The organism is Arthrobacter sp. NPDC057009, assembly GCF_042673905.1.
Classification (GTDB): domain Bacteria; phylum Actinomycetota; class Actinomycetes; order Actinomycetales; family Micrococcaceae; genus Arthrobacter.
The window spans coordinates 32,692-45,377 of sequence record NZ_JBHUSB010000013.1 but is presented as its reverse complement, the minus strand read 5'-3'; the positions used below and the strand labels follow the sequence as shown (position 1 = coordinate 45,377).

At 67.9% G+C, this 12,686-nt stretch carries 13 protein-coding genes; 6 read left to right on the top strand and 7 right to left on the bottom strand.

What is annotated here, in order from left to right:
• Positions 1-9: 9 nt before the first annotated feature.
• On the top strand, positions 10-513 hold the full coding sequence (locus tag ACFTR6_RS14470) for a hotdog fold thioesterase (protein WP_076803248.1): 504 nt from the start codon (positions 10-12) through the stop codon (positions 511-513).
• Positions 514-553: 40 nt separating this feature from the next.
• On the opposite strand, the gene ACFTR6_RS14465 is transcribed toward ACFTR6_RS14470, so the two are convergent.
• The 6 genes from ACFTR6_RS14465 to ACFTR6_RS14440 all read right to left on the bottom strand — a co-directional run bounded on the left by ACFTR6_RS14465 (position 554) and on the right by ACFTR6_RS14440 (position 5,908).
• Entirely contained in the window at positions 554-1,102 is a 549-nt protein-coding gene (locus ACFTR6_RS14465) for a dihydrofolate reductase family protein (RefSeq protein WP_377958408.1), read from the bottom strand.
• 45 nt (positions 1,103-1,147) lie between these two features.
• Entirely contained in the window at positions 1,148-1,369 is a 222-nt protein-coding gene (locus tag ACFTR6_RS14460) for a hypothetical protein (RefSeq protein WP_076803250.1), read from the bottom strand.
• Positions 1,366-2,595 (bottom strand): inorganic phosphate transporter, encoded by a 1,230-nt coding sequence (locus ACFTR6_RS14455; protein ID WP_076803251.1) that lies wholly within the window; start codon positions 2,593-2,595, stop codon positions 1,366-1,368. Before ACFTR6_RS14455 ends, ACFTR6_RS14460 begins: the two co-directional genes overlap by 4 nt.
• 188 nt (positions 2,596-2,783) lie before the next feature.
• A complete protein-coding gene (locus tag ACFTR6_RS14450) occupies positions 2,784-3,302 on the bottom strand; it encodes an HAD domain-containing protein (protein WP_087873398.1) in 519 nt (172 codons plus the stop codon).
• A 58-nt stretch (positions 3,303-3,360) separates the two neighbouring features.
• Positions 3,361-4,611, bottom strand: a complete 1,251-nt coding sequence (locus ACFTR6_RS14445) for an FAD-dependent oxidoreductase (protein ID WP_377958407.1) — start codon at positions 4,609-4,611, stop codon at positions 3,361-3,363.
• Positions 4,604-5,908, bottom strand: a complete 1,305-nt coding sequence (locus tag ACFTR6_RS14440) for an MFS transporter (protein WP_377958406.1) — start codon at positions 5,906-5,908, stop codon at positions 4,604-4,606. The genes ACFTR6_RS14445 and ACFTR6_RS14440 overlap by 8 nt, the downstream gene beginning before the upstream one ends.
• A 49-nt stretch (positions 5,909-5,957) precedes the next feature.
• Between ACFTR6_RS14440 and ACFTR6_RS14435 the strand changes: the two genes are divergently transcribed.
• The 5 genes from ACFTR6_RS14435 to ACFTR6_RS14415 all read left to right on the top strand — a co-directional run bounded on the left by ACFTR6_RS14435 (position 5,958) and on the right by ACFTR6_RS14415 (position 12,144).
• On the top strand, positions 5,958-6,785 hold the full coding sequence (locus ACFTR6_RS14435; RefSeq protein WP_377958405.1) for an IclR family transcriptional regulator: 828 nt from the start codon (positions 5,958-5,960) through the stop codon (positions 6,783-6,785).
• A 142-nt stretch (positions 6,786-6,927) separates the two neighbouring features.
• Positions 6,928-8,061, top strand: a complete 1,134-nt coding sequence (locus ACFTR6_RS14430; protein WP_377958404.1) for a cupin domain-containing protein — start codon at positions 6,928-6,930, stop codon at positions 8,059-8,061.
• Positions 8,058-8,894, top strand: a complete 837-nt coding sequence (locus tag ACFTR6_RS14425; RefSeq protein WP_377958403.1) for a fumarylacetoacetate hydrolase family protein — start codon at positions 8,058-8,060, stop codon at positions 8,892-8,894. Before ACFTR6_RS14430 ends, ACFTR6_RS14425 begins: the two co-directional genes overlap by 4 nt.
• A complete protein-coding gene (locus ACFTR6_RS14420; RefSeq protein ID WP_377958402.1) occupies positions 8,894-9,643 on the top strand; it encodes a maleylpyruvate isomerase family mycothiol-dependent enzyme in 750 nt (249 codons plus the stop codon). Before ACFTR6_RS14425 ends, ACFTR6_RS14420 begins: the two co-directional genes overlap by 1 nt.
• A gap of 74 nt (positions 9,644-9,717) precedes the next feature.
• A complete protein-coding gene (locus ACFTR6_RS14415) occupies positions 9,718-12,144 on the top strand; it encodes a phosphoketolase (RefSeq protein WP_377958401.1) in 2,427 nt (808 codons plus the stop codon).
• Between the two features lie 10 nt (positions 12,145-12,154).
• Here the strand turns inward: ACFTR6_RS14415 and ACFTR6_RS14410 are convergent, their stop codons facing one another.
• Positions 12,155-12,586, bottom strand: a complete 432-nt coding sequence (locus ACFTR6_RS14410; protein ID WP_076803260.1) for a VOC family protein — start codon at positions 12,584-12,586, stop codon at positions 12,155-12,157.
• Positions 12,587-12,686 lie beyond the last annotated feature (100 nt).

The following is a 12,686-nucleotide window of genomic DNA, read 5'->3' as shown; positions in this document are numbered from 1 at the left end:
CTAGTTGCCATGATGGACAATTTCACGCCCGGCCCGGCCGGTGAGGCCAGCCCCACACAGGCTGTCGAAGCACAGTTCAGGGAAGAATTGTTTGCCGCGGGCGTTCCGGAGCACCTCCACGACTGGCTTGCCGGGTACGGCATCGGCGCCCTGGTGGTGAAGATGGGCATCCGGTTCCTGGAGATGAGCCCGGAGCGGTGCGTGGCAACGATGCCGGTGGAGGGGAACACCCAGGTGGCGGGGATCCTGCACGGCGGGGCGCATGTGGTGCTGGCCGAAACGCTGGGATCGTTTGCCGCCGGGATGCATGCCGGCCCGGACCGCCAGGCGCTGGGCATCGAGGTCGGCGCCACGCACCACCGGGCCGTTGCCGCCGGCACGGTGACCGGAACCTGCACGGCCATCCACCTGGGCCGCACGCTGACCACTCACGAGATCGTGATGACCGACGAACAGGGACGGCGGCTGTCCACGGCGCGCATCACCAACCTCATCCGGGACATCGGCCGCTAGCGGCCGTCCGCGGGAAACCTAACGGCCGCCGCCCGGAACCCTAACGGCGGGGCCAGCGGTAGCGGAGCTCCACGATCCCCCGCCCCTGGGTACGTGCCTCCTGCAACTCGAGCGCCGGCGTCGGACCTTCTTCAAGGGGAAGCAGCCGCTTTCCGCCGCCAAGCACCACGGGGATGACGGAGACGATCAGCTCGTCGAGCAGGCCGGCAGCGGCGAACTCGGCGGCCAGCTCTCCGCCGCCCACCACCCAGATGTTCCTGCCGGCGGCGTCACGCCAGAGGTCGTCGATGAATTCGGTCACCTCGCCGCGCACAAAAGCGACGTCGGCCCCCGGCGGGGCGCTGAATTCGTGGTGGGTGAAGACCCAGCAGGGCGTCCCGGGGTAGGGCCAGTTTCCTGGCTCGTGGTCCATCAGCCACTGGTAGGTGGTCCCGCCCATGACGATGCAGCCGATGCCGGAGATGAAGGCGTCGTAGCTTTCCTTGCCGCCTTCGAAACCGTCGAACTGCAGCAGCCAGGCAAGGTCGTCGTCCGCGGTGGCGATGAAGCCGTCGAGGGAGGATGCAACGTAATACTGGACACTCGGCATGCGCCCAGCCTAGCCACTCCCGTTCCCTCTTCCCAGAGGGGAAGGCTAGCCGCTGAAGTACGGAATGATCAGGTAGAGACCGAACAGCACGGCGACGCCGCAGAGACCGAAACAGGCATAGGAGAGGTACTTCAGCCACGCCGGCGCGGCGGGCTGGCGGTCACCGGCAATGGCGGTCAACCGGACGCCCAGGGAATAGAGGACCACGACGGTCACGGCGGCAACCAGCGTGGCGCCGCCTACGGTGAGGAGTTCCAGCCACTTCATCGCTGCGTGCCCTTCGGGTTGTTGTTCTTTGCGCGCTCGGCGGCGCGTGCCCTGGCGAGGGCCTTCTTCTTGGCGAAGCGGACAGCCTGCCCGGCCTCTTCGACTTCCACGGCGTTGTGGTGGCCCACCTGGGACTTGCGGGACACCAGGAACATGTACAGCACTGCCCCGGTTCCGGCCACGGCCGCGATCACCACGCCGACGGTGCCGGTCTTGACCAGCAGTGCCGTCAGGGCGCCAACGATGCCCGCCGCCGGGAGGGTGAAGAGCCAGCCGACGATGATGCGGCCCACCATGGCCCAGCGGACGCTGGTGCCCCGGCGGCCCATTCCCGAACCGATGACGGAACCGGAGGCCACCTGCGTGGTGGAAAGGGCGAAGCCCAGGTGCGAGGAGGCCAGGATGGCGGAGGCGGTGCTCGACTCGGCCGCGAAGCCCTGCGCGGGCTTGACCTCGGTAAGGCCGGCGCCCATGGTCCTGATGATGCGCCAGCCGCCGGCGTAGGTGCCGATCGCGATGGCGAACGCGCAGGCCGCGATGACCCAGAACACCGGGCCTGATCCTGGCTCCTGCGTTCCGGCGGCGATCAGCACCAGGGTGATGATGCCCATGGTCTTCTGGGCGTCGTTGGTGCCGTGCGCCAGCGCCACGAGGCTGGAGGTGAAGATCTGGCCGGTCCGGAAGCCGCCGCGTTTCTGCGTCAGCTTGCTGCCCGTCTCCGGATCGTGCCGGGCGGTGAGGGCGTAGGCGATGCGGGTGCAGACGTAGGCAACGATGCCGGCAATGAGGGGCGCGAAGATGGCCGGCAGGATGACCTTCTGCAGCAGCGTCTCAAGGTTGATGGTGTGGAACCCGATGCCCGCGATCGCCGCTCCGATGAGTCCGCCGAAGAGTGCATGCGACGAACTGGACGGCAGGCCCTTGAGCCAGGTGATCATGTTCCACAGGATGGCGCCCATGAGGCCGGCGAAAATAATGTCCGGGGTGATTTGTACCCCGCCGTCCCCCTCGCGGATGATGCCGCCCGAGACCGTCTTGGCCACTTCCGTGGACAGGAATGCGCCTATCAGGTTCAGGACTGCCGCGAGTGCAACCGCAGTCTTGGGCTTGATGGCACCGGTGGCAATGGGCGTGGCCATCGCATTCGCGGTGTCATGGAAACCGTTCGTGAAGTCGAAAAATAATGCCAGCGCAATGACCAGCGCCACCATGAAGGTGATGTCCACCTGTTGCCCAATCTGCAGAGTCTACGTTCAGCAGTTCCACTTCCCCTGCCCGCACTGCACAGCATAGTTCACCCAGTGTTAAAGAAGAGTTCGTTGGGCGGGAGTTGCAAAGCTGCGGAGCGGGCTTGAAACCCTATCGATCGTACGCGCCCTGCAGGCGAGGTCAAACCTGCGGACCGAGGCGGCGGTCACACCTGCCGTTCCGCGTGTCCGGCGAAAGCACGGATGGTTTCCAGCTCGCCCGGTGAGACGCCGGTCCGGGGATCCGGCGAGACCAGCAGGGCACGGCGGCCAAGGATCCGCGCCCAGGCCTGCGCCCGCCCCTCGAAGGCCAGCTGGTCGTCCACCCAGATAATGCGCTCCGGCGTGTTGCTGCCCACATCCGCCTGGATGGCATCCAGCTTCCACCAGTCGGCGCCGCCTCCTGCCCCTTCGGCGGTCAGCACAGGCCACGACCCGCCCTCCAGTCCCGTGACCGGGCAGAGTACCGCGGGGGCCAGTTCCTCCCAGCTGGTGAGCCAGACGCAGCGGAGCCCGGGCCGCAACGAGAGCCGGTTCAGTGCCGCCACCAGCTCCGCCGCGTAGGCCACTTCCAGCATCCCGGCATAGGCGTAGTGCCACGGCGAGCCCCACGGACTGGTGCCCGTGGGGCCAAACGGGCACACCACCCCGTCGACGTCGAGGTACAGGGTGACTGTATGTTCCACAGCGTTCCTCCAGCGCCAACGCTACGGACAGCGTGCCTGAGGGGGCCAAGGGATCCCGCTAGGCAGGGACCCCCACCCGGGCCGGGGGCAGCGACGCGGAAGGAACGCCGTCGCCGTCCTGGCCGTACAGCCAGTCGTTGTACTGGTAGTCGCCGTCCTTCCGGCTCCTGAAGAGCAGGTTCCGTAGGGTGCGGGCCAGCCCCGAGACGTGCCAGGATTCGCCCCAGACGCGCGCCGTCCGCTGCACGCGGGCAGTGCGCGCGGCGCGTGCGGAGTTGAAGTTCCTGATGGCGGCGTCCCAGCCGGCAGGATCGGTGCCCTCCTCCGTGAAGACGGTCCCGAGGCTGGCCTCCTGCAGCACCGCAGCGTCCTCGAGGGCCTGGCAGGCGCCCTGCGCGAGGTACTGGAGCATCGGGTGCGCGGCGTCGCCCATCAGGACCATCCTGCCGGCCACCCAGTTTTCGATGGGGTCGCGGTCGTACATGGGCCAGCGGATTCCAGTGGCGAGGTTTTTCAGGGCCTCCCTGACGGCCGGCACACAATCCCTGTACGCGGCCTCGAGCTCGTCCACTCCGCCGTACTGCTCCTCGCCGCGCTCGAAGGAGGCGGACTTGAAGACGGCAACGGTGTTGAGCAGCTCCCCCTTCCGCAGCGGGTACTGCACGAGGTGGCAGTCCGGGCCCAGGTAGACAATCACGTCCTCGAGGTCACCCTGGGGCGTGGCCGCCGTGATGGGAACAGTTCCGCGGTAGGCAACGTACGACGACGACACCGGGCCGTCCTGCGCCACCTCGCTCCGGAGGACCGACTTGAGTCCGTCGGCCCCGAGGACGACATCGGCCTCGTAGGTGGACGCGTCCGATGCCCGCGCGGTTGCCCGGCCGTCCACGGTCCTGACAGCCTCGACCGTGACGTCGTTGACAAGCCGGACGCCGGCGTCCCGGCAGGCGTCGAGCAGGATGCGGTGCAGGTCGCTGCGGTGAATGACCACATAGGGGGCGCCGTACCGTTCCTCGAAGCTGCCGCCCAGGGACTGCCGGGTGAGCTCCTCGCCCGTCACGGCGTCCCGGAAGACAAGATGCCTGGGCCGGACTCCGATCTCAAGCGCCTTCTCGAGCAGGCCCCAGCGCTTGAGCACGCGGGAGGCATTGGGTGCCATCTGCAGCCCAGCCCCAACTTCGCCGAACTCCGGCGCCCGCTCCAGCAGCGTGACCTCGGCACCGTTCTCGCGGAGGGCAAGGGCGCCGGCCAGGCCGGCCATGCCGCCGCCGATCACCAGGACATCGGTGGACGGTTTCGGGTTAGACATTATTAACTCCTACAGGGGTTGAAGTTGTGCGGATGGTTTTTGCGCCGACGGCCAGGAGCAGGAGGGCTGCAGCCGCGGCGGCCCCGGCGAATGCCAGGAAGTTGGAGTTGACGCCCAGCCCGGCTGCCAGCAACAGGCCGCCGGCCTGGGGTGCGGCCACCGCGCCGATCCGGCCCACGCCGAGGGCCCAGCCAAGGGCGGTCCCCCGCAGGTGGGCAGGGTAGTGGCTGGCGACGGCGGCGATCACCAGGCACTGCGTCCCGTGCGTTCCGACGCCGGCCAGCACCAGCATCAGGTACACCACGGTGACCGGGGGTCCGGTTACGAGCACCAGGAGCGCGAGGGCGGCGACGGTGGCCGCGGCAACCGCCGTCGGGACAGGGCCGAAGCGGGTCCCGGCCCAGGCCGTGGCCACGGACCCGACGACGGCCCCAAGATTCAGTGCCAGTGCGAACGTCAGCGCCGAACCGAGGTTGTAGCCGGCCAGCTGCATCAGGTTGGGCAGCCAGGTGCCCAGCCCGTACCAGGCAAAGAGGGTCACGAGGGTGGCCACCGCATAAAGCACGCTCACGCCCAGGTAGGGTGCCCGGAGCAGCGAACCGAAACCTGCGCGCCCGCTTTCCGGCGCTGCGGGTCCGGTGCGTGTACCGGCCGGCGGCAGGGTCTCCGGCAGGTAGCGCAGCCCCAGCGGAATCACCACTGCCAGCGCCAGCACCGCGACGAGGAACATGACGGGCCAGCCGAAGGCCGGGATCAGCGGTATGCCAACCAGCGCGGCCAGTGACCCGCCAATCGGCACGCCGGACATCATCAGGGTGGCGATGGTGGACCGCCACTTGGCGGGCACGAGTTCGGCCACCAGGGCGTTGGCCGAGGGCACCAGTCCGCCGAGGCCGATGCCGGCCAGCAGCCGCAGGGCACCGAAGACGTAGGCATTCGGGGCAAAGGCGCACAAGATGGTGAAGACCGAAAACAGCACGGAGCAGCCGAGGATGGTCCGGCGGCGGCCCCAGGTGTCGGCCATCCGGCCCGCGAAGACGGCGCCGATCATCATGCCGGCGAAGGCCATGGATCCGACCGTTCCGGCGGTGGCCTTCGTCAGGCCCCAGCCGGTGTCGCTGATAAGGGCGGACTGGACGGTCCCGTAGACGATGAGGTCGTAGCCGTCGAAGACCACCAGCAGCCAGCAGACGAGCACGGCCATGGCGGACTTCCTGGAAAACTTGGGCGGCGGTGCCGCGGACGCTGTTCCGGGCGTGGACCGCTCCGGCGCTGCAGCGGAAGGTGTGTGATTCATGCCACCAACTTTCACTGGTGACGCGGTGGGCTTCCAATAGAATTCTGTCATGCAGAACTTGCCGCTCCGGAAGAAGCCCACGTACTCCATCGAGGCGGTGGACAATGCGCTGCAGCTGCTGCAGCTGTTGCGGGACGGCGGCAGCCTGCGGCTCAAGGACGCGGCGGACGAGCTGGGGGTCGCCCCGTCCACCGCCCACCGGCTGCTGGCCATGCTGGTGTATCGGGGCTTCGCGGTGCAGGACGAAACCCGCCGCTACGTTCCGGGGCCGGCGATGGGGGCGGGTCCGGCCGGCGTTCCGTGGACCCGCCTGCTGCGGAATGTGGCCCGGCCGCACATGGAACTGCTGAGTTCGCGCCTCAATGAGACCGTGAACCTCATGATCCGGGTGGGCACCAAGGTCCGGTTCCTGGAGACTGTGGAGGGCACCAGCACCCTGCGCGTCGGCGACAGGCAGGGCACCGTGCTGCCGGCGAACAAGGCGTCGGGCGGCAAGGCGATGCTGGCCGAGCTGGAGCCTGCGATGGTTGAGCAGCTGTTCCGGAGCCAGAACGCGGAGATCGGCGGCGACAGCATTCCCGACGCCGAGTACCCGGCCTTCCTGCGGGAACTGGAATCGGTCCGCAGCAATGGCTTCGCCGCCAACTTCGAGGGAACAGAGGAAGGCATCAGTGCGCTGGGCATGGCCCTGCACAACGGGAAGGGTGAGGTGGTGGGTGCCATCAGCGTGGCCACGCCGGTCACCAGGTTCCGTGCGGTGTTCGACGCCGGACTGGTGCAGGCAATGGTCGAAATGCGCCGGCAGCTGGAGATCGACATCGCCGCCAACCCCGCGGAGCCAACTGGCGCAGGTCACCCAAGTAGCTCGCAGTTGTAGTCGTTTTGGGCCCTCATAACGACTACAACTGCGAGCTAGTTGGGCCAGCAACTTCTGGAGAGCAGAATAGTCTGGGGATGGCAGCGGCGCTATCCCTAATCTCGGTTCTACGCCAGACGCACCAGAACCCGAGGAGGCCGCCGTGTCCATCAGCGCCGAGACCACGACCCACGCATCAGTTGCCGCCGCCCATGCGGCCCCGGAGCCCACGCCCGAGGAGGCCGCGCAGCTGGAGCAGCTGTACCGGGACTTCAACAGGGAGAACCTCATCCCGCTGTGGACGGAGATCGGTGACCTCATGCCGATGGTTCCCTCGCCGAAGGCGGTGCCGCATGTGTGGCGCTGGAACGACCTCTACCCCCTGGCTGCCCGCGCCGGGGATCTGGTTCCCGTGGGGCGGGGCGGCGAGCGGCGGGCCATAGCCCTCGCCAACCCGGGGCTGGGTGGCACGCCCTATGCGACGCCGACGCTGTGGGCGGCCATCCAGTACCTGGGCGCCCGCGAGACCGCGCCGGAGCACCGGCACTCGCAGAACGCGTTCCGGTTCGTCGTCGAGGGTGAAGGGGTCTGGACCGTGGTGAACGGCGACCCGGTGGCCATGCGCCGGGGAGACTTCCTGCTGACGCCGGGCTGGAATTTCCACGGCCACCACAACGACACCGACCAGCCGATGGCCTGGATCGACGGCCTGGACATCCCCTTCGTGCACTACGCCGACGCCGGGTTCTTCGAGTTCGGCACGGAGCGCGTCACCGACGAGGCCACCCCGGACATCTCCCGCTCCGAACGGCTCTGGGCCCATCCCGGTCTCCGCCCGCTCTCCGGCCTGGAGAACACCACCAACTCCCCCATCGCCGCGTACCGCTGGGAGCACACCGACAGGGCGCTGCGCGAGCAGCTGCTGCTGGAGGACGAGGGCCACCCGGCCACGGTCAGCCAGGGCCATGCCGCCATCCGCTACTCCAACCCGACCACCGGCGGCGATGTCATGCCTACCATCCGCGCCGAGTTCCACCGGCTCCGCGCCGGCGCCGCGACCCAGGGCCTCCGGGAGGTGGGTTCCAGCGTGTGGCAGGTCTTTGAGGGCACCGGCAGCGTGGTGCTTAACGGCGAACGCAGGGAGCTCGCCAAGGGCGACCTGTTCGTCGTCCCATCGTGGCAGGAATGGTCCCTCGAAGCCGAAAGCGAATTTGACCTGTTCCGATTCAGCGACGCCCCCATCTTTGAACGGCTGAACTTCAACCGCACCTACACCGAAGGACGCACGAACGCATGAGACTCCTCACCCTCCGAATTCCCGCTGAGGGAAAAACAGTTACCAAGGCCGTCCGCCAGGACGGCGATACCCTCACCGAGATTCCCGGCTTCGCCGACGTCGGCGAACTGCTCCGCAGCGAAAACTGGGAAGCCACAGCTAAAGCGGCCAACGGCGGAACGCACGCGCTCGACGACGCGGACCTTGCCGCCGTCGTGCCTTTCCCTGGGAAAATCATCTGCGTGGGCCACAACTACCGGAACCACATCAAGGAGATGGGCCGCGAGGTTCCGGACCACCCCACCCTGTTCGCCAAGTACCAGGAATCCCTGATCGGGCCCAACGACGACCTGGCGCTGCCGCAGGAATCGGACACCGTGGACTGGGAGGCCGAGCTCGCCGTCGTCATCGGTAAAAAGGGCCGCCGGATCAGCGAGGCGGACGCCGCGGACCACATCGCGGGGTATTCCGTGCTCAACGACATCAGCATGCGCGACTACCAGTTCCGAACGGTGCAGTGGCTGCAGGGCAAAACCTGGGAAAACTCCACCCCCTTCGGCCCCGCCCTGGTCACAAAGGACGAGTTCACCGTTGGGCCGCTGATGACCTCGGCCGTGGACGGCGAAATCCAGCAGCAGACCCCCACCGGCGACCTGGTGTTCACACCCGAATACCTGGTCTCCTACATCTCGACGATCATCACGCTGAACCCCGGCGACGTGATCGCCACCGGCACCCCCGGCGGTGTGGGCCACGCCCAGGACCCCAAGCGCTACCTGCAGGAAGGCCAGGTCCTGGTGACCACCATCGAGGGCCTGGGCCAGCTGACCAACCGCGTGGTCAAGGAAGCCTGATGGTCGCCCGGCACGACCTCGCCACCGACCCGGGCCTGCAGGAGGAGCTCCTGCAGGCCCGGCGGGGCACCGCGTTCTTCGCCCGGAAGCTCAACGAGCTCACCGATGAGGAGCTCGACGGCGGCTCCCTCCTTCCGGGCTGGACGCGCCGCCACGTCGTGGCGCACGTCGGCTACAACGCCAGGGCCATCGCGCGGCTGGTCGAGTGGGCTGCCACCGGTGTGGAAACGCCCATGTACCCGTCCGTCGAGGTGCGGAACCACGAGATCTCGTTCGGGGCGACGCTGTCACCGATCGCACTGCGGAACCTCTTTGACCACTCGGCCGTGCACCTCAGCGTCGAATGGCGCGATCTGCCGGACCGGGACTGGTCCAACGAGGTGAAGACCGTCCAGAGCCGCACCGTCCCGGCGTCCGAAACCGTGTGGATGCGCACCCGCGAAGTCTGGATCCACGCCGTCGACCTCGGCAACGGGGCAACCTTCGCCGACATCCCGGAGGCCGTCCTGGCACGGCTGCTCCGCGACATCACCGGCGCCTGGCACGCCCGCGGCACCGATGCCGGGCTGGTTGTCCGGGTGACGGGCATGGACGGGGCGTTCGGCGACATCAATGCCCCTAATCCGACGATCATCTCCGGACCCCTGCCCGCCGTCGTCGAATGGGCGGCAGGCCGTGGCACCGACGGCGTCACCGCCAGCGGACGGGGCGCCACGGGTGAGGTTCCCGCCGCCCCGAAGTGGATCTGAGGGCACCCAAATGCCCGGGGTAGACTGTGCCCGTCAGCGCGGGAACCGAACCGACGGAAGGCACACGAATGGGCATGGCCGAGACAAGCGGGACGATATCGGATGACGAGCTGGGTCTCCTCCAGCGCTATTGGAGCGCAGCGAACTACCTGACGGTGGCGCAGATCTACCTCCAGGAAAATCCGCTGCTCAGGGAGCCGCTGAAGCCGGAGCACATCAAACCGAGGCTGCTGGGGCACTGGGGTACCGGCCCCGGGCTGTCCCTGATCTACGCCCACCTGAACCGGCTGATCAGGAATACGTCCGCCGAGGTGCTGTTCATCGCCGGACCCGGCCACGGCGGCCCCTCGGTGGTGGCGAACGTCTATCTCGAAGGCACCTACTCGGAGATCTATCCGGACATCAGCCGCGACGCCGAAGGTCTGCGGAAGCTGGCGCGGCAGTTCTCGACGCCGGGCGGCGTGGGCAGCCATGTTGGCCCCGCCACCCCCGGTTCCATCCACGAGGGCGGGGAGCTGGGCTATTCGCTGATGCACGCCACCGGAGCCGTGATGGACAACCCGGACCTCATCGCCGCCTGCGTGGTGGGTGACGGCGAAGCCGAGACCGGCCCGCTCGCTGCCTCCTGGACGGCACCGTTCTTCCTCAACCCGGCACGGGATGGCGCCGTCCTGCCCATCCTGCACCTCAACGGGGCAAAGATTTCCGGGCCCACCGTCCTGGGACGCCGGCAGGACGAGGACGTCGAGGCACTGTTCCGCGCCAACGGCTGGGACCCTGTAACCGTCTCCGGCGACCAGCCCGAGAAGGTCCACCACGCCCTGGCCGCCGCCCTCGACGATGCGTATGCCAGCATCCGGAACATACAGCAGGGTGCCCGGGGTGCCGGTTCCAGTGCCGACGCTGGCTCTGGCGGTGGCTCTGGCGGTAAACGGACGAGGGCGGCCCGCTGGCCGGCGATCATCCTCCGCACGCCCAAGGGCTGGACCGGCCCGGAAAGCGTGGATGGCAGCCCGGTGGAGGGAACGTTCCGTTCGCACCAGGTTCCGCTGTCCGGGGTCCGGGACAACCCGGAGCACCTGGCGCTGCTGGAGCAGTGGATGCGCTCGTACCAGCCTGAAACACTGTTCGACGGCGACGGCCGGCTTCTGCCCGAACTTGCGGCACTGGCGCCGGAAGGCAAGCTCCGGATGGGGGCGGCGCCCTGGGCCAACGGCCAGCCGTCTGTCCCATTGGAGATTCCCGACCTCGCGCAGTACGCGGTGGACCCCGGCCAGCCTGGCTCCACCAGCATCGAAACCACGAAGCCCCTGGGCGAGCTGTTCCGCGACCTCTACACCGGCACGGAGGACAATCCCCGGTTCAGGCTGTTCTGCCCGGACGAGACCAACAGCAACAGGCTGGGCGCCGTGTTCGAGGCCACCGACCGTTGCCTCCTGCTGCCGGGAAGTGACGGCGACGACCACATTTCGGCGGACGGCCGCGTCATGGAGGTGCTCTCGGAGCATCTGTGCCAGGGCTGGCTGGAAGGCTACCTGCTCACCGGCCGGCACGGGTTTTTCGCCAGCTATGAAGCGTTCGCCATGGTCAGCGCCTCGATGACCGTCCAGCACGCCAAGTGGCTGCAGCATGCCCGTGAACTGGAATGGCGCTCGCCCGTTCCAAGCCTGAACATCCTGCTGACCTCCACCTGCTGGCGCAACGACCACAACGGCTTCAGCCACCAGGGCCCTGGCCTGATCGACACCGTGCTGTCCCTGTCCGGTGAGGTGACCCGGATCTACCTGCCGCCGGACACCAACACGCTCCTGGCCGCCGCAGCACACAGCCTCCAGAGCACCGACTACGTGAACCTCGTCGTCGTCGACAAGCAGTCCCACCCGCAGTACCTCACGCTCGAGGAGGCCCGCGCGCACGCCGAGGCCGGGGCCTCCCGCTGGGAGTGGGCCGGCAACGAGGACGGCAACAGCAGTACCGAGCCGGACGTCGTGATCGCCTGCGCCGGGGACATTCCCACCGAGGAGGCACTGGCGGCCGCCTGGCTGCTGCAGCGCCACGTCCCCGACGCCACGGTGCGCGTGGTGAACGTCATGGATGCCATGGTGCTTCCGCCGCAGGACGTGCACCCGCACGGGCTCGACGACTGGACGTTCAGTTCGCTGTTCACGGACACGTGTGAAGTGGTGGTGGCATGGCACGGCTACGCCCGCTCCTTCCACCAGCTCCTGCACGGCCGGCCCAACCCGGACCGGTTCCACGTCCGCGGCTACAGCCAGCAGGGAACCACCACCACGCCGTTCGACATGGTGGTGGTCAACCGCATGAGCCGCTACCACCTCGCGCTGGAGGCGCTCCGCCGGATGCCGCGGCAGTTTGACGGCGCGGAGGCGCTGGCCGAGCACTGCCACCGGCAACTGGATGCCCACGCCGGGTACATCCGGGAGCATTTCGAGGACCTGCCCGAAATCCGCGAGTGGGTCTGGTCCCCGCCGCGCTCGTAACCCGGGACGGTTAGGGAGCAGTAGCTGCCGAGGCTCCATTGACGTTTACGAGCCAGGCGATGCCGAATTTGTCGGTGCACATGCCGAAGATGTCGCCCCACGGTGCCTTGTCCATCGGGACGGTGACGGTGCCGCCGTCGCCGGACAGTTTGTCGTAGTAGCCGCGCAGTTCGGCCTCGTCGTCGCCGCTGAGCGACACGGAGATGTTGTTTCCCGGCGAGTAGTCCATGGAGTTGGGGGTGTCGGCCCCCATGAGCACGAGCCCCTTCTCCGTGGTCAGCATCCCGTGCATGATCTTGTCGGTTTCGGCCGGATCGTCACTGGCGTGGAAATCTCCGAACGTGCTGAGCGCCAGGTCGCCGCCGAAGACGGACTGGTAGAAGGTCAGGGCGTCGCGGGCGTTGTCACGGAAGCTGATGTACGGGTTGAGCAGGGTGGACACGGTAGGTTCTCCTTCGGCTGTACGTGTGGCGCCCGGTGTGTGGCGCCCGGCATTAGACATGTTGCCCGAATCCGGCTGCCCTTCATAGGGGTTCACGGAA